Raw genomic sequence first — 16,657 nt, 5'->3', positions numbered from 1 at the left:
ACAAGAGGGAGCCCCCGCACGCCGGTTGCGTGCGGGGGTTCGTACGGGACCGGACCGGTGGAAGCGTCAGCCGACGCTCACGCCGTAGTAGCTCAGCGCCTCGGTGACCGGCTGGAAGAAGGTCGTACCGCCGGAGCTGCAGTTGCCGCTGCCGCCCGAGGTCAGACCGTAGGCCGTGGAACCGCCGTAGAGCGGACCGCCGCTGTCGCCGCCCTCGGCGCAGACCGTGGTCTGGATCATGCCGTAGACGACGTCACCGCCGCCGTAGTTGACGGTGGCGTTCAGCGCGGTGACCCGGCCGCTGTGGGTGCCGGTGGTGGAGCCGCGACGGTAGACCGTCGTGCCCACGCTCGGTGTGGCCGCGCGGGTGATGGTCTGGCTGCCGACCGCGCTCGGGTGGGCGATCGAGGAGTTGGTGTAGCGCACCAGCGCGAAGTCGTTCGTCGGGAAGCTGTAGCTGACGTTCGTGCCCAGCACCGTGCTGTGGGAGGAGTTGCTGTACCAGGTGGAGGCGACCTCACCGCAGTGACCGGCCGTCAGGAAGTAGTACGTGTTCCCGCTGTGCACGTTGAAGCCGAGCGAGCAGCGGTAGGCACCGCCGTAGATGGCGTCGCCGCCGGTGATCAGCTTCTTGAACGTGCCGGGGGTGTGCTTGATGGTGAGAGCCCCGAAGTCGGCGCCGGCCTGGCGCTTGATCCGGGCGATCTCGGCCTTGGAGACCGTGCTGTCGACGGTGACGACGACGCGGTTGGTCCTGCTGTCCACCGCCCAGGCCGTGCCGGGTATGTCGGCCTTGAGGACGGAGGCGCTCGCCTTGGTGAGCTGGGTGGCGCTGAACGTCGGGGAGTCGCTCGCGCTCGCGGTGGGGGCGGCGAACGCGGCCGCGGCCACGAATCCGGAGACCAGGGCGATGAGCCGGGTCCGTCTCGCGATGCCGCTGTGGGGAGTGGTGCGCTTGATCCTCACTTTTCGTTCCCTCCCAGGGGAAGTCGGGGGCCCGCGTGGGGTCGGGGCCCGTGAGGCGCAGCCGGAGGCCGGTCGTCCGGGTTCCGGACAAGCCGTGCCCCTGACAAGCGCTGAGGGGGAGTATTCGGCCGTACGACCAACGTCCGCAAGGGCGTCTTTCGGCCGTGCAGCGTTCAACTGCCCTGGGGGCTACGCGCGTTGATCTTCCCCGCTCTCCCGCGCCGGCGCGGCCGGCCCGGCGCGGGGTACGGGTGCCGTCGCACGGCATGACATCGATGCCATGAGGTGCCCCGGACGCCGGCCCGGAGTCCGCCGCGCGCCGAAGCTCCCCGCGGAGGGCTCCCCGTCGGCCGACCAGCCCCGGGGATGTCCGGAAGTCGCCCCTCCGGATGATCCCCCGAGGCGCGCGAGGCCGCTGGGACGACCGGCCCGTCACAACCCGCAGTCGCAGCAGGAGCAGCACTCACAGCACTCGCAGCACTGGCACGCCTCGCAACACGAGCAGTCACAGTCGCAGTTGCCGCACCAGCCCTCACGCTTCCGGCGCGACCACGGCCCCTCGTACTCGTCGGCGCAGCACACCTTGCAGGTGCAGCACAGCCCGATCGCCGCCGCGCACCCGGCCCAGAAGCCCCGCTTGTCCGGACGCGGCGGCTCGCCGCCGAAGGGGTTGCCGCCGTACGGGTTCCCAGGGGCCTGGGGCGCGTAAGGGCCCTGCGGCGGCCCGAAGGAGGCCTCCGGCGCGTGCCCGCAGGACGCGGTCCCGAACGCCCGGTCCACCGAGCGGCGCAGTTCGTGCACGAGCAGCAGGTGGGCCAGCTTGCGGTCGGTGAACTCGGCCTCGCGCAGCGCGAGCCGTATCCCGTGCAGCGCGTCGTCGGCGAGCCGGCGGGCCTCGCCGAGCGAGGTCCCGGTGGCCGTGAGCGGGTTCCAGGCGCCTGACGCGGCGTCCGCCTCCTGGTCCTCCACGGCGTCCAGCAGGTGCGCCAGCCGCCCGAAGAGCCGCCCGGCCTCGGCCAGCGGTTCGGCGTTGTGCGGCCGTCCGGCCAGCACCGCGGTGTGGGCGAAGGCGGCGGCGGTCGCGGTCTCGGTCGGCTCGGTGACGGTGAGGATCGGCGTCCCCGGTCCGGCGAGTGCCTCCAGGCCGATCTGCCGGTCGACGGCGTCGACGAGCAGGGCGGTGTCGAAGCCGACCGCCGACCCGCTGCGCGCGCCCGCCCGGCCCCAGCTCGCGGCGACCCGGCGCGCGGCGAGCGCCACCGGCTTTCGGGCCAGCAGCCCGTCCCGGTCGGCGACATGGTCGCGCACCTTGGCCGAGGCGAGCACCAGGGAGACGGCCGCAGCGAGCCGGGCGCCCTCGCCCCGGGCGACGGAGGCGGTCCGCATGCCGCGCAGCGGACAGGGCCCGGCCGTGCGGCGCAGTCCGCCGGCCGTCTCGGTCTGAGCCTCCGTCAAAACCGATATGAGAAGCCCGTCATAGTTCGTCACGATGCGTGCGAACTGCCCGTGGTCCCCCCGCAGCGCGAGGCACAGCCCGCACAAATGAGCCATCCACTGGGCCTTGAGGCTCTCACCGAGCCGATGACTGCAAGGCCTGACGATTCCGAACACGACGAACCCCCGTGCTGTGTGCGACGTTGAGCTGCGGCATCGTATCGACCGACAGTCATGTCGCAGCAGCCCCGGCACTCACCCGGACGCACCATCCGTCACCCGTACGCCGCCGACAATCATATTTCACTCACAGTCAGCAGCCGTGTGGGCAACGACCCTTGGGGCGTCTGGGCTCTCGACGTAAGAGCTGTGCACCAGTACCGTCACAAACCCCCCGTGCGGCGTCTATCCACTTGGCGCGCCATCCGCATCATGGACGACCATAGGGATGCGGAAAGCAAGAGAGACCGCTGTGAGAGGAGGCGTCCATGGGATCGGTACGCAAGGCGAGTGCCTGGCTTGGCCTCGTCGACGACAACGATGACGAGCGCTACTACGACGACGACTACTCCGAGGGAACCGAGGCCCCCGACGCCTGGGTCACCGACCCGCGGGTCAAGGTGGCCACGGACGACGCCGAGGAGAAGGGCCGCCGCATCGGTACGGTCACCCCGGACAGCTTCCGGGACGCGCGCGCCATCGGCGAGCTCTTCCGGGACGGGGTGCCGGTCATCATGAACCTGACCGCGATGGAGCCGGCCGACGCCAAGCGCGTGGTCGACTTCGCGGCCGGACTGACCTTCGGGCTGCACGGCACGATCGAGCGGGTGGCGAACCGCGTCTTCCTGCTGACGCCCGCGAACACGGAGATCATCAGCGGCGAGCCCGCCGCCCACCGCTCCGACGGCTTCTTCAACCAGAGCTGAGGCAGGGCCGCTCACCGGCCCTGCCTCAGCCCCGGGGGTCGGGTCAGCGGAAGGCGTCGAGTCCGGTGAGCGCCTTGCCCAGCACGAGCTGGTGCATCTCGACGGTGCCCTCGTAGGTGAGCACCGATTCGAGGTTGGTGGCGTGCCGCATCACGGGATACTCCAGTGAGATCCCGTTGGCACCGAGGATGGTCCGTGCCGTACGGCAGATCTCGATCGCCTCGCGCACGTTGTTGAGCTTGCCGAAGCTGACCTGTTCGGGACGCAGTCGGCCGGCGTCCATGCGCCGCCCCAGGTGATGGGCGAGCAGAATCCCCTTGTGCAGTTCGACCGCCATGTCGGCGAGTTTGGCCTGGGTGAGCTGGAAGCCCCCGATGGGCCGACCGAACTGCTCCCGCGTCCGGGCGTAGTCGACGGCCGTCTCGAAGCAGGAGCGGGCCGCACCCATGGCGCCCCACACGATCCCGTACCGGGCGTGGGACAGACAGCTGAGCGGGCCGCGCAGGCCGGCGCCGTCCGGCAGCACGGCGCCGGCGGGCAGCCGTACGTCGTCGAGGACGAGCTCACTGGTGACGCTGGCCCGCAGGGACCACTTGTGCTTGATCTCCGGGGCGGAGAACCCGGGGGCGTCGGTGGGCACCACGAACCCGCGGATCCCCTCGTCGGTCTGCGCCCATACGACGGCGACGCCGGCGACCGACCCGTTGGTGATCCACATCTTCCGCCCGTTCAGGACCCAGTCGCCGCCGTCGCGCTTGGCGTAGGTCCGCATGGAGGCGGGGTCGGAGCCGTGGTCGGGCTCGGTGAGCCCGAAGCACCCGATCACCTCACCGCCGGCCATGCTCGGCAGCCACTGCCGCTTCTGCTCCTCGCTGCCGAACCGGTGGATGGCGTACATCGCGAGGGACCCCTGTACGGAGACCAGCGACCGGATGCCCGAGTCGGCCGCCTCCAGCTCCAGGCAGGCGAGCCCGTACTGCACGGCGGAGGCGCCGGCGCAGCCGTACCCGCTGAGCGACATCCCGAGGGCGCCGATGGAGCCGAGCTCGCGGGCCAGTTCCCGGATCTCGGGCAGCTCGCCCTTCTCGTACCACTCGGCGACGTACGGCAGGACGCGGTCCGCGGCCCAGCTCCGCATCGTGTCGCGGACGGCCAGGTCCTCCGGATCCAGCAGGTCGTCGATCCCGAGGGGATCGGCGGGATCGAACGGGGGCAACTTAGAGGACGAGGACATGAACCACCCTCCGACAGGGAAAAACTAGCACCGCTAGTCAGGACTCGGCCCAGACGCTACGGCGCACCGCCCCGCACGTCCAGCCCCCACTCTCGCACCCCGCGCCCCGCCCGTGCGGGCGGCGCGGAAGCCGGTGGGCGACGACCGGTCACGCCGAGACGCGGGTCCTCGCCGGCTCGCGGGGCGCGGGAACCTCCACCGGCGCCCCCTCGCACTGCATCACCCGCGGCAGCCGCAGTGCCATCACCGCGCCGAGCAGCAGCAGGCCCGCGCTCACCAGCAGGGTGAGGTGCAGGCCGTGCACGAAGGAGTCGCGCGCCGCCCGGCGCAGGGCGTCCCCGGCCGACCCGCCGAGCCGGTCGGCGACCTGGTAGGCCTCCCCCAGCGAGTGCCCCGCCGACACCGACGCCGACGCCGGGACCCCGGGCACGTCCGCGAGCCGGGGCGTGTAAGCCGCGTTCATGACACTGCCGAGGAGCGCGATGCCGATACCGGCCCCCAGCTGGTACGAGGTCTCGCCGATCGCCGCGGCCCCGCCGGCCTGCTCCGACGGCGCCTCGCTCAGCATCGACTCGTAGGCGCCGAAGAGCGTCGTCTCCAGGCCGAAGCCGAGCAGGAGGAATCCGAAGAGCAGCAACGGCGCGTTGTCGTCGCCGCCCATCGCGGTCAGCGTCAGCACCGCCGCGGCGGTCAGACAGAAACCGAAGCACACCATCCGCCGCGGCCCGAAGCGCCGCAGCATCCGGGCTCCCGCCAGCCCCGAGGCCATCGCCGCGATCGTCAGCGGGAGCAGCCTCAGGCCGGTCTGCAGGGGGGAGAGGCCCAGCACCAGTTGCAGGTACTGCGCCGCGATCAGCTCCAGGCCCACCAGCGCGAGCATCGCCAGCACGATGCAGCCCACCGAGGTGATGAACGCGGGCCGCCTGAACATCCGCAGATCAACCAGCGGATACGGACGCCGCCGCTGACGCCGGACGAACAGCACCAGCAGCAGCGTGCCCAGCACCAGCGGCACCAGCGTGAACACGCTCACCGCCGACTCGCCGCCGCCGAGCCGCTTCACGCCGAGCACCAGCCCGAACAGCCCGGCCGCCGCCATCAGGGCGCCGACCACGTCCCAGGGACCGTCGCGCTCGCCGGTCGACTCGGGCAGCAGCAGCCGCCCGACCGGCAGGCTGATCAGCATCAGCGGGATGTTGACGAGGAAGACCGAGCCCCACCAGAAGTGTTCGAGGAGGAAGCCGCCGAGCAGCGGGCCGACGGCCGCGCCCACCGCGGCCACCGCGCTCCAGATGCCGATCGCGAGCGCCCGTTCCCGGCGGTCGGGGAAGACCTGGCGCAGGATGGACAGCGTGGCCGGCATGATCATCGCGCCGCCGACGCCGAGCAGCGCCCGCGCGAGGATCAGCACCTCGGCGCTCGGCGCGAGGGCCGCCGCCGCGGAGGCGACACCGAACAGGGCGTACCCGAGCAGCAGGATCCTTCTGCGGCCCACCCGGTCGCCGAGCGTGCCGAAGAGGATCAGCAAAGAGGCGCAGACCAGCGGATAGACGTCGACGATCCAGAGCAGTTCTATCGCGCCGGGCTTGAGGTCCTCGGTGACGGCGGGCACCGCCACGTGCAGTACGGTCGCGTCGACGGCGACCAGGAGCAGGCTGACGCAGAGGACGACGAGAACGACCCAGCGGTTGGCACCGGCCCCGGCCGCCCGACGGCGCGGCCGAACGGCAGCCGTGGTCGTCCCGGACATGTACGTACCTCCCAGATGAACCCTCGCGTGCGGCGGATCGGCAGGGCGGGGACTCCCCGTCGTACGGCCGGAGAGGAGCGGTGTCTCCGGCCCGCGCCAACGAACGCGAGTGACTCGTCAGCGTACGCGAGTTCGTTCCGCCCGAGCGTGGCGGACCTCTCACACATTCCACTCAACTCGTGTGGCGTACGCCACTGCCTCCTGGTCTTGACCACGCCCCGGGGATCGGTCCGGTTCCCGCGGGCGTCGATAATCGAGCCCGTGACCGATCTTGCGACGCACGTGGCACCACCTCGTGCCCCCTCCCTGCGCCGCGCGGCCCCGGCTCTGCTCGGGTACGCGGCGGTGCGCGCCCTGGGCCTGGTCGTGCTGACGCTGTGGAGCGCGGCGCGCGGCAAGAGCGCGTACACCTTGCTGACCGCACGGTGGGACGCGTTGTGGTACACGCGGGTCGCCGAGCTCGGCTACGGCTACGAGGTGCGCCTGCCGAACGGCGACGTCCACTCCAACCTCGCCTTCTTCCCGCTGCTGCCCTGGCTGGAGCGGCTGCTGCACGCGCTCACGCCGCTGTCGTACGCCGACGCCGGCTTCGTCGTCGCCCTGTGCGCCTCGCTCGCCGCCGCCTGGGGGATCTTCGCGGTGGCGGACCACGTGTACGGCCGCCGGGCCGGGGTCTGCGCGGTACTGCTGTGGGCGGTGCTGCCGGTCGGGATCGTGCAGTCGATGGCGTACAGCGAGTCGCTGTTCACGGCCCTCGCCGCCTGGTCGCTGTACGCCGTGCTGACCGGCCGGTGGGTGACCGCGGGCACCCTGGCCGCGCTGGCGGGGCTGACCCGGCCGGTGGGGCTGGCCGTGGTCGCCGCGGTGTGGGCGGCGGGCCTTGTCCCGTTCGTGCGAGACCGACGCATGGCCGCCACACACGGCGCGCGGAACGAGGAATGCGCTCCCGCCGCGGCAAGCGCCGTCCACGCTCGGCGTGTTCCAGAAGCGGACGGCGCACAGTACGAAACACGCGCCTCTTCCGTAACAACCGGCGCACCCATTTGGCATCGCGCCCTCGGCATGCTGCTCGCCCCCCTCGGCGCCGCCGCCTATGTCCTGTGGGTCGGCCACCGCACCGGCAAGGGCCCGCTCGGCTATCTGGACGTGCAGGCCGGCTGGCGCAACGGCTTCGACGGCGGATATGCCTTCGCACGCTTCGTAATCGACAAGTTCACGTCATTTCCGACGGCCCTCGCCGGGCTGGGACTCATCATCGGGGTCGGCCTGGTGATCTGGCTGTACGTCACCGGCGTCCGACAGCGCCAGCCGCTTCCGCTGCTGGTGTACACAGGTGTCGTCACCGCGCTCGCCCTGTGCGCGTCGAGCTACTTCGGTTCGAAGCCACGGCTGCTGCTGCCCGCCTTCCCCCTGCTGCTGCCCCTCGCGTTGGCCCTGGCCCGGCTGCGCACCTCCCGATCGGCGCTGGTCACGGCCGGTGTCGCGGTGGCGTCGGCGGTCTACGGCGCGTTCTGGCTGAACGGCTCCGGTCCCCCATGATCGTCTCTGGGCGCTCGATGAGCAGCCGGGTAAATCCAGCCCATGCTCCGGTGAACGAATTCAAAAGCGCCATATAACGACCGCCCGGCATGATCAAAGGAATTGACGCGATCCGTTCACCGAGATTGCCGAATCCCCGGAATTGGGACGCCTCCTGAGAGGTTTCCCACATCACATCGTCATCACAAAGCCGGTGATTCGACCGGGTCCTGAGCTCACTCGCTGTAACGTCGATTGGGTGCGTACCGAACGAAACCTCACCCGTCTGGACCGGGTGTTCGCGAGGCTGGACCGTGAGCCGGAACGACCGGCCCACATCGATGTGCCGAAGATGAGCCGGCACCGGGTCGTGCTGTTCTCCTCGACCCTGGCTTTCTACATGGCGATCGTGTGGGCCGTGGTGACCAGTTCATGGCTGGTGCGGCTCGACTGGCAGGTCATGTTCTTCCGGCCGTACCAGCAGTGGTCCGGGATCCACTGGTTCGTCGATTACTACGTGGTGCTCGGCCAGCGCGGCCCCACCGCCGTGATGGTCGCGGCCTGGCTGGGCTGGCGCTCCTGGCGGCAGCACACGCTCCGCCCGCTGCTGACCCTCGGCGCCTCACTGCTGCTGCTCAACATCACGGTCGGCGCCGCGAAGCTCGGCATGGGCCGCCTCGGACCGCACTACGCCACCGTGATCGGCTCGAACGAGATGGGTCTGGGCGGCGATATATTTCCCAGCGGCCACACCGCCAACGCCGTGGTGACCTGGGGCATCCTGGCGTATCTGGCCTCCACCCCGAGAGCGCGCCGCTGGCTGTCGGCGCTGTCGGCGGTGACCTCGCTCGGCGTCGGGATGGCCACCGTCTACCTCGGTACGCACTGGTTGAGCGACGTGCTGCTGGGCTGGGCCGCGGGACTGCTGATCCTGCTGGCGCTGCCGTGGTTCGAGCCGCTGATCGCCCGGGCGGAGGTCGGGCTCTTCGACCTGCGCGACATCTGGCGCGCCCGCCGCGGCCGTCCGCTGTCCTTGCCGGCGCCGGTCACGCCCGTGGCCCTCAAGCCGCGCACCTCCATGGCCGAGAGCGCGGCCGAACCGGTCACGGCGGCCCCGGAGCGGGAGCCGGTCGCGTCGGCCCGCTCGCCGCGAGCGCCGATCCACCTGGCCCCCGGCCCGCACACGGCCCGCTCGGAGCGCAGCCCGGTCACCCCGGCGGGCAGCCGCCGCCCGCCGCACTCGGACCGGGTGCCGCGCGGTGCCGCCCCGACGGCCCGCCCCGTGACGGGCGGCTGACGGACGTCACTTGGCGGGGTCCGGTACGCACATCCGACCCCGCACCGGCGAAGGCCCCGGCTCCCTGCTCAGGAGCCGGGGCCTTCGCCGTCGTCCGGTCAGCCCTTCCAGGCACGCGCGACGCGGCCGTCCCGCACCTCGAAGTTCAGCCGTCCCACGCGGTATTCCATCGTGATGATCGCGCCCGGCGGCAGCGACCGCACCGCCGACCACCCCCGCTGCCGCGCCAGCCGCTCGGCATGCTCGGAGTCGAGGCCGACGTACCCGTCCGGACTGTCCTGGGGCTCCGCGGGCGGAGTGGGAATCGGTGCCATGCCGCCACGCTAGGCCCTCTCCGTCACTCACGGAAGCCGTATCCGGTGGGACGGAAGACGCAGGCGGCGGGTCGGAAGGTAAGAACCGCGTATGGCCCGGATCCCCCTCCGGTCACGCTTCTGTCACAGGATCACGACACGCGTTCCGGCCCAACTCCGTCACTCGGACGAACGGTTCCGTACGCCTTACCGGCGCATTCGAACGAAATTCCCAGACGCCGGGACAGCTCTTCGAATAGCCCGGCGGAAAGCGCCGGAAGTGCCGAGAGAGGCGGCTCTCCACCGTGATTCCAGGGGGAATCCAGAGGAACCAAAGAGCTGACAGCGCATAAGAATTTCACCGCTTCCACACAGAACCGCCGGGCCGGCGCGGGGGCGTATGCGGAGGTGAGGCACCGCGCTCCAGGGCGCGCGACAGCCGGTCCCGGGCCGTCCGGATCGTCTCGGTGAGCTCGGCCGGCTCCAGCACTTCGAACTCGAACCCCATCATCATCACGTGAATCACCATCACGTCGAGATTCGCGGCCCCGGTGCGCAGGACGCACGCGTCCTCGCCGTCCGGCTCCAGCGTCCCGGCGGACGGGGAGATGTGTTCGGCGGCCTCGTGCAGGGGCACCAGCAGCCGGACGACGGCGTGCGCGGCGTACGCGCGCGTGGACACGCCCCGCGAGACGTACGCGGCGAGGTCCTCGGCGGGCGCCTCGCGCGGGGTGAAGCGCGGGCCGTGCGGCGGCTTCGGCGTGATGCGGTCGGCGCGGAACGTCCGCCAGCCGGCCCGGTCGAGGTCCCAGGCGACCAGGTACCAGCGACGCTCGGTGCACACCAGGCGGTGCGGTTCGACGGCACGCCGGGTGGTGGTGCCGTCGTGGCCGCGGTACTCGAAGCGCAGGCGTTCGGCGTCGCGGCACAGGTGGGCGAGCTCGGTCAGCAGGGCCGGGTCGACGGCGGAGGACCGCGACCCGCGCAGCATCGGCACGGTGAACGCGTTCAGGGCGCCCACGCGGCGGCGCAGCCGGTCCGGCAGCACCTGCTCCAGCTTCGCCAGGGCCCGTACGGAGCTCTCGCCGATGCCCTCGATGCCCTGACCGGCGGCCGTGCGCAGGCCCACGGCGACGGCGACCGCCTCGTCGTCGTCCAGCAGCAGCGGCGGCAGCTCGGCCCCGGCCCCGAGCTGATAGCCGCCGCCGGTGCCGGGGCTGGCGTTGACCGGGTAGCCCAGTTCGCGCAGCCGGTCCACGTCCCGGCGCACCGTGCGCGCGGTGACGCCGAGCCGATCGGCCAGCTCGGCGCCGGACCATTCGCGGTGGGCCTGGAGCAGCGAGAGCAGGCGCAGCAGTCGTGCCGAGGTCTCCAACATGTGGTCGAGTCTGCCAGCCGATGCGGACAACCCGTGTCCTGAAGGATCAGGGCGTGTACGGCAGTTGCGGCACGTCGAAGCAGGTGCGGTTCATGTCGCCCTGCGACACCCAGCCCCTGCCGTCCTCCCAGCGGGCCACCGACAGGCACGCGCGGTGTGACGTCGGCGGCCGGCTCAGGCGCTCGAACCGTACGGGGAGCAGCAGGCCGTCGGCGGTGTAGTCCCGGGCGCGGTTCACGAAGCCGTCGACGCACGCGCGCGTGATGCCGCTCCTCGCGCAGGACCTGGCCGCGTCCGTGAACCACATCGCCGCGGCCCAGCCCTCCAGCTGCCACTGGGAGTGGGTGCTCAGCCCCTTCGTCGCCTCCCGGAACGCGCGTACGGCCGGCTGCGCTACGTCCTCGAAGTTGCGGCTGGATCCGGTCGCCCACAGGGCGTTGCGGCAGTGCGGGGCGTTCTTGTAGTCCTCCGGGACGGTGGACGTCCAGTTCTGGACGTTCGTCACCTTGGCGGTGACCCGCACGCCGGCGTCGTCCATCGCCTCGCACAGCCGGGCGTTGCCGTGCGTGTCGATGGCGTCGAGGACCAGGTCCGCGCCCTGCTCCTTCAGGTCGGCGGCGACGGCGCGGAAGTTGGGCAGCGCGAAGTCCACCTGCTCGGTGACCACCCGGTAGCCCTCGGCCCTCAGGCCCCGCTCGACGAGCCGGGCGTAGGCGGCGGACGCGGCCTGGTTGTAGGAGACGACCGCGGCGGTCCGGGCGCCCTTCACGCGCTTGAAGTAGCGGTACACCTCCGTGCCGCCGTACAGCTTCCCGCCCCAGCCCGGTGTGCCGTCGCGCGCTGCCGAACTGCCGTAGATGCCGTACAGGTGCGGCCAGGTGTCGTAGGCGGCGCCGATGGGCTGGCCGCCGATGTCGGGCACGCGCGCGTGGGAGACGCGGGAGGCGCCCGCGTAGTCCAGGGACGCGGTGGCGACCAGGGCGACCACCCCGTCCTCGTCGATCAGCCGGTGCACGCAGGTGTTGTTGCCCACCCCGCTGCCGCCGTCGTCGCACAGGCGCACCTCGACACGGCGGCCGTCGATGCCCCCGCGCGCGTTGAGGCGGTCGAAGTACGCGCGGGCGCCGTCGCGCGGGCCGGTGAAGGCGTTGCCGCCGACCGGACTGGTGGCGCTGGTGACGATGCCGACCCGCAGCGGCGTGGCGGCGCTCGGCGCGGGTGTGCGGGCGCCGTGCTCGAAGTCGCGCTCGGGCAGGCGGCTGCCGCAGGCCGTGCCCGTCAGGAGCAGCAGCACCGCGACGGCGGCCTCAGCAGCCCGGCAGGGCCGACGCCGAGGCATTGCCGCTCAACTGGACCAGCGCGCACAGCGTCTTGTCGGAGACCTTCCAGGTGCCGTGCTCCAGGACGGCGGTCCCGGAGGCGTCGGGCAGGGCGGTGGCTCCGTTCAGGGTCAGGGTGTACGTCACGGTCGCCTCGGTCGGCGAGGTGAACGCGACCTCGGTCACCTTCGCCGCCACCTGACCGCCGCGCCGGTCACCGTTGAACGCCCGCAGGACCGGGGCCATCGCGGCGCCGTTCTCCAGGACCGCCTGCTTGTCCTTGGCCGACGTGTCCGGGTCGAAGAACTTCTGCCAGTTCCGTCTGATCAGCGAGACGGCGGCCGCCGGTCGGGCGGGCGCGGTCGCGGAGGCACTCGATGTCTGCGCGGTCTGCCCGCTCTGCCCGGTCCCGCCGGTCGGCTCGACGGACGGCGTGGGGGGCGCGGCGTCGCTGCCGCCGCTGTCGTCTCCGCACGCCGTCACGGCGGGCCCGAGGAGGAACACCAGGGCGGCCGTCAGCGCCGTACCCCGTCCCACCGCCGCCCGGCCGCGTGTCGTCGTCCCGCTCCCCCGCCTGAGGTCGCTCCCGAGAACCATCCCGTTCACCACCGGATGTCGGTCCGGGCAGTGCGCGCCCGGAGCTTTCAGGGTCGGCTTGCACAAGGCATAGTGCAAGCCATTGGCCGACAAGGACAGACACACGACGCCTGGGAGCCAGCGATGCGGACAGGCCGACTGCGGACCACGAACCCCGTCCTGTGGGCCGGCTGGGCCGCGCTCGCCACGGGCGCGGTGCTGTGCGTCGTCGGGTGGTACGGCGTCTCCGGCGAGCGGTACTCCGAGCGGCAACTGCCCTACCTGGCCTCCTGCACGGTCCCGGGCGCCGCGCTGATCGTCGCCGGATCGGTTCTGCTCACGCACGGCAGGGGCGCGCTCGCCGCCGCGCGGGTGGAGGAGTTGTACGGGCTGCTGGTGGCTGCCGAACCCGCCGACGCCGACGAGTCGGCGCGGGCGGCGGCCGCGCCCCTCGCGGTCAGCGGGGAGACGCTGATGGTGCCGGGCGGGACGCTCTACCACCGTGCGGACTGCCCGTTGGTGGCGGGCAAGGCGGAGGCGGTCCCGGTGGACGGGAAGCTGCTGACGAGCGGCGCTCTGGGCCTGTGCCCGATATGCGAGCCGGCCGCCGCGAGGGACTGATGTCCTCCCTCACGTACGACCTCACGCTCGCCGGTCTCTCCGTCGGCAGCGCCGCCGCGCTCACCGGGATCGGCCTGATCGTGACGTACCGCGCGACCGGCGTGCTCAACTTCGCGCACGGGGCGGTCGCGATGGTGTGCGCGTACGCGCTGCGGCAGTGCGTGGTCGTCTGGGGCTGCCCGCTGTGGCTGGGTGCCGTGGTGACGCTGCTGGTCCTGGCGCCCGGGATCGGTGTGCTGCTGGAACGGTTCGTCTTCCGTCCGCTGTCCGTGCTGGGCGGCGATCCGGCGCAGACGCTGGTGGCGTCCATCGGCGTGTTCGTGCTGCTGGTGGGCGGGGCCGCGCTGGTGTGGGGGCAGGGGGCGCGGGACGACGCGCCGGAGCTGGTGTCGGCGGATCCCTGGGGGCAGTTGGCGGTGGCGCTGCTGCTCGCGGCGGGGGTCGGGGCGGTGAGCCGCTGGACGCGGTTCGGGCGGGAGCTGCGGGCGGTGGTGGACGACCGGCAGCTGGCCGTGCTGGGCGGCGTCGACGCGGACCGGGTGGCCGCGGCGGGCTGGGCGTTCGGCTTGTTCACGGCCGGGCTGACGGGCGTGCTGCTGGCGCCGTACGTCCGCCTCGACCCGTACGGCCTGCCGCTGCTCGTCATGGAGGTGGTCGCGGTCGCGGTGGCCGCGCGGATGCGCAGCCTGCCGGTCGCCGTGGTGGCGGCCCTCGGTATCGGTGTCGCGCAGAGCCAGCTGACGCGGTGGCATCCACCGGGCTGGGGCGCGTCGTTGCTGCAGGCGGTCGGGGCGAACCTCTTCGTCGTGGCGCTGCTCGTCGCCGCCCTGGTGCTGCCCGGCGTCGGCACGCGCGACGCCCTGCCGCGCCCGGCCACCGCGCGCGTGCCGGCCCCGCCCGGCGCCCGGACGGTGGCGGCGGTGCTGTTCCTGCTGCCGCTCGGCTTCGCGGGCTCGGACCTGCACACCTCGGTCCAGGTGCCCGCGCTGGGCGTGGTGCTGCTGTCCCTGGTCGTGGTCACCGGGCGCGGCGGTCAGATCTCCCTGGGGCAGGCGGCGTACGCCGGTCTGGGCGCCCTGTTCACGGCGCTGCTCGCGGCGGGCCGCTTCCCGGGCCTGCCGCGGCTGCCCGAACTGGCGGCGCTGGCGGCCGCGGTGGCCCTGGTGGCCCCGCTGGGCCTGCTCACCGGCTGGCCGGCGATCAGCCGTCGCGGCCTGGCCCTGGCGGTCGCGACCTTCGCGGTGGGCGTCGGGGTGAGCCGCTTCGTGTTCGCGCAGCCGTACGCCACCTCCGGGCTGTCGCTGGACCGCCCGGCGGGCTTCGACGGGGACCGCGCGTACTACGTCCTGGAACTGGCCCTGCTGGCCCTCGCGCTGATGGCGACGCGCGCCCTGCGCCACGGCCGTACGGGGCGGGCGCTCGCCGCCCTGCGGGACCACGAGTCGGGCGCGTCCGCGGCGGGCGTGCCCGTCCCGTCCCTGAAGCTCCTCGCCTTCGTCGCGGGCGCCGCCCTCGCCGCCCTCGGCGGGGGCATGCTGGGCATGGGAGTGCGCGCCTTCGACCCCGGCGCGTACGACCCGGTACGCGGACTGCTGTGGTTCGCCGCGGTCGTGGTCCTGGGCGCCGACAGCACCCTGGGCGCCCTGGCCGCCGCGGCCCTCCTGGTGGGACTCGACGCGGGGGCCCGGGGCGGCGTTGCGGCGGCGCTGATCGGCCTGCTGGCGGTCCTCATCGGCAGATTTCCCGGCGGCCCGTACGACGCGCTGCGTGCGGCGGCGTCCCGCCTGCGGCCGCGACGACGACCGCGGCTCACGGAGAGAGGCGCGCGGATGCGGACGAGACTGCGCCGGGCTGTGCCGGGACGGCCGCCCCGCACGGCTGCCCGCGCCTCCGCCGTCCCACGGCCGGCCCGCACACCCGCCGCCTCACAGCCGACCCGCCCCGCACCCCCTCTTCCCGGCGGCCACCTCCCCCTCCTCGCCGCCCGGCGCCTTCGTGCTCGCTACGGTGGATTCACCGTGCTCGACGGTGTCGATCTCGATCTGTGGGCGGGGCAGGTCAGTGCCGTCGTCGGCCCCAACGGGGCCGGGAAGAGCACCCTGTTCCACTGCCTGGCGGGGACCCTGAGTCCCGCGCGCGGGCGAGTGGTGCTGGGCGGCCGGGACATCACGCGGCTCCCGGCGCACGCCCGCACCCGGCTCGGGATCGCGCGGACCTTCCAGCAGGTCGCCGTGTTCCCGTCGTTGACGGTGGAGGAGAACGTACGGGTGGGCGCCGAGCAGGCCCGGGTCGCCGAGCCGGGCGGCGCGGTCGAGCGGGCGTTGCGCCTGCTGGGCCTGGACGGGCCGGTACAAGCACTGCCCGCCGCCGGGCTGCCCACCGGCACGCTGCGCCGGGTCGAGCTGGCCCGGGCCCTCGCGGGCGGCCCGCGCGTGCTGCTGCTCGACGAGCCCGCCGCGGGACTCGACAGCGCGGAGATCGACGCGCTGGCCCGGGTGCTGCGGGCGCTCGCCGCCGACGGCACCGCCCTGCTCGTCGTCGAGCACGACCTCGACCTGGTCGCCGGCCTCGCCGATGTCGTGCATGTGCTGACGGCGGGCCGTGTCGTCGCCTCCGGCCCGCCCGACCGCGTCCTGGAGGGCCTCGGAACGGCGGCCGCCCCATGACCGGAACGAGCATCGCGTTGCGGCACGCGCGCGTGCGCTACGGCCCGCTTGAAGCCCTGCACGGAGTCACACTCGTCGCGCCCGGCCCGGGACTGACGGTCCTGCTCGGCCGCAACGGCTCCGGCCGGACGACCGCTCTGCGCGCACTGGCCGGAACCTTGCCGTTGTGCGGAGGCGCGGTGGCCTGGGACGGCGCCGACGTGACCCGTGCGCCCGCGCATGAACGGGCCCGGCGCGGTCTGCGCCTGGTGCCCGAGCGGCGGGCCGTGTTCGGATCGCTGACGGTGCGGGAGAACCTGGAACTCGCGGGGTCCGTCACCGACTTCGCCCTGCCCGCCTATCCGCAGCTGCGCCCGCTGCTCGCCCGCCGGGCCGGCACGCTGTCCGGGGGCGAGCAGCGCATGCTGGCCCTCGCCCGCGCCCTGTCGGCCCACGCGCGCGTGCTGCTCGTGGACGAGCCCACGCAGGGCATGGCGCCGTCGGTGGCGGCGCACACGTACGAACTGCTGGCCGCCCTCGACGCGTGTGTCGTGATCGCCGAGCAGCGGCTGCCACCGGTGCTGCGCCGCCGGGCGGCGTTCGTGTACGCGCTGCGCCGCGGGACGGTCGTCTTCGCCGGGGAGGCGGGCGAGTGGACGGGCTCACCGGGCTCACCGGAGCGGTGCGGGGAATGACAGCG

General features: G+C 72.9%; 14 protein-coding genes. 6 read left to right on the top strand and 8 right to left on the bottom strand.

All coding sequences use genetic code 11. The features are described from left to right. Positions 1 to 66: 66 nt before the first annotated feature. Both ACWGKT_RS18815 and ACWGKT_RS18810 read right to left on the bottom strand, forming a co-directional pair. On the bottom strand, positions 67 to 966 hold the full coding sequence (locus tag ACWGKT_RS18815; protein ID WP_235452985.1) for a S1 family peptidase: 900 nt from the start codon (positions 964 to 966) through the stop codon (positions 67 to 69). 432 nt (positions 967 to 1,398) lie between these two features. Next, the gene (locus ACWGKT_RS18810; RefSeq protein WP_356153910.1) at positions 1,399 to 2,577 is read right to left on the bottom strand and encodes a DUF5685 family protein; all 1,179 of its coding nucleotides are present in this window, start codon (positions 2,575 to 2,577) and stop codon (positions 1,399 to 1,401) included. A gap of 311 nt (positions 2,578 to 2,888) precedes the next feature. Between ACWGKT_RS18810 and ACWGKT_RS18805 the strand changes: the two genes are divergently transcribed. After that, positions 2,889 to 3,326 carry a cell division protein SepF gene (locus tag ACWGKT_RS18805; protein WP_235452987.1) on the top strand — a complete coding sequence of 146 codons (438 nt, stop codon included), beginning with the start codon at positions 2,889 to 2,891 and terminating at the stop codon, positions 3,324 to 3,326. A 43-nt stretch (positions 3,327 to 3,369) separates the two neighbouring features. On the opposite strand, the gene ACWGKT_RS18800 is transcribed toward ACWGKT_RS18805, so the two are convergent. Then, on the bottom strand, positions 3,370 to 4,560 hold the full coding sequence (locus tag ACWGKT_RS18800) for an acyl-CoA dehydrogenase family protein (protein ID WP_356153913.1): 1,191 nt from the start codon (positions 4,558 to 4,560) through the stop codon (positions 3,370 to 3,372). Between the two features lie 148 nt (positions 4,561 to 4,708). Continuing rightward, positions 4,709 to 6,310, bottom strand: a complete 1,602-nt coding sequence (locus ACWGKT_RS18795; RefSeq protein WP_356153916.1) for an MFS transporter — start codon at positions 6,308 to 6,310, stop codon at positions 4,709 to 4,711. Between the two features lie 261 nt (positions 6,311 to 6,571). On the opposite strand from ACWGKT_RS18795, the gene ACWGKT_RS18790 reads away from it, so the two are divergent. Both ACWGKT_RS18790 and ACWGKT_RS18785 read left to right on the top strand, forming a co-directional pair. Beyond that, positions 6,572 to 7,849 (top strand): mannosyltransferase family protein, encoded by a 1,278-nt coding sequence (locus ACWGKT_RS18790; protein ID WP_453274536.1) that lies wholly within the window; start codon positions 6,572 to 6,574, stop codon positions 7,847 to 7,849. Positions 7,850 to 8,087: 238 nt separating this feature from the next. Beyond that, positions 8,088 to 9,125 carry a phosphatase PAP2 family protein gene (locus ACWGKT_RS18785; RefSeq protein ID WP_453274535.1) on the top strand — a complete coding sequence of 346 codons (1,038 nt, stop codon included), beginning with the start codon at positions 8,088 to 8,090 and terminating at the stop codon, positions 9,123 to 9,125. A gap of 98 nt (positions 9,126 to 9,223) precedes the next feature. Here ACWGKT_RS18785 and ACWGKT_RS18780 read toward each other — a convergent pair whose 3' ends face one another. The 4 genes from ACWGKT_RS18780 to ACWGKT_RS18765 all read right to left on the bottom strand — a co-directional run bounded on the left by ACWGKT_RS18780 (position 9,224) and on the right by ACWGKT_RS18765 (position 12,712). After that, complete coding sequence (locus tag ACWGKT_RS18780; RefSeq protein WP_453274534.1) at positions 9,224 to 9,439, bottom strand: I78 family peptidase inhibitor; 216 nt, start codon at positions 9,437 to 9,439, stop codon at positions 9,224 to 9,226. A gap of 337 nt (positions 9,440 to 9,776) precedes the next feature. Then, positions 9,777 to 10,796 (bottom strand): helix-turn-helix transcriptional regulator, encoded by a 1,020-nt coding sequence (locus ACWGKT_RS18775; RefSeq protein ID WP_453274533.1) that lies wholly within the window; start codon positions 10,794 to 10,796, stop codon positions 9,777 to 9,779. A gap of 46 nt (positions 10,797 to 10,842) precedes the next feature. Further along, positions 10,843 to 12,135: an ABC transporter substrate-binding protein gene (locus ACWGKT_RS18770; protein WP_356153927.1), complete on the bottom strand. Its 1,293-nt coding sequence runs from the start codon at positions 12,133 to 12,135 to the stop codon at positions 10,843 to 10,845. Then, entirely contained in the window at positions 12,104 to 12,712 is a 609-nt protein-coding gene (locus ACWGKT_RS18765; protein ID WP_453274532.1) for a hypothetical protein, read from the bottom strand. The genes ACWGKT_RS18770 and ACWGKT_RS18765 overlap by 32 nt, the downstream gene beginning before the upstream one ends. 123 nt (positions 12,713 to 12,835) lie before the next feature. Here ACWGKT_RS18765 and ACWGKT_RS18760 point away from each other — a divergent pair, with 123 nt between their 5' ends. The 3 genes from ACWGKT_RS18760 to ACWGKT_RS18750 are packed head-to-tail and all read left to right on the top strand — an operon-like array spanning position 12,836 to position 16,652. Beyond that, positions 12,836 to 13,312 carry a hypothetical protein gene (locus ACWGKT_RS18760; protein WP_453274531.1) on the top strand — a complete coding sequence of 159 codons (477 nt, stop codon included), beginning with the start codon at positions 12,836 to 12,838 and terminating at the stop codon, positions 13,310 to 13,312. Further along, positions 13,312 to 15,978 carry an ABC transporter permease subunit gene (locus tag ACWGKT_RS18755; RefSeq protein WP_453274530.1) on the top strand — a complete coding sequence of 889 codons (2,667 nt, stop codon included), beginning with the start codon at positions 13,312 to 13,314 and terminating at the stop codon, positions 15,976 to 15,978. Before ACWGKT_RS18760 ends, ACWGKT_RS18755 begins: the two co-directional genes overlap by 1 nt. Beyond that, positions 15,975 to 16,652 carry an ATP-binding cassette domain-containing protein gene (locus ACWGKT_RS18750; protein ID WP_453274529.1) on the top strand — a complete coding sequence of 226 codons (678 nt, stop codon included), beginning with the start codon at positions 15,975 to 15,977 and terminating at the stop codon, positions 16,650 to 16,652. Before ACWGKT_RS18755 ends, ACWGKT_RS18750 begins: the two co-directional genes overlap by 4 nt. The last annotated feature ends 5 nt before the right edge of the window (positions 16,653 to 16,657 follow it).

This window comes from Streptomyces sp. NPDC054794 (assembly GCF_053611585.1).
The sequence above is the reverse complement of the archived record's forward strand: the minus strand, read 5'-3'. Positions and strand labels throughout refer to the sequence as shown.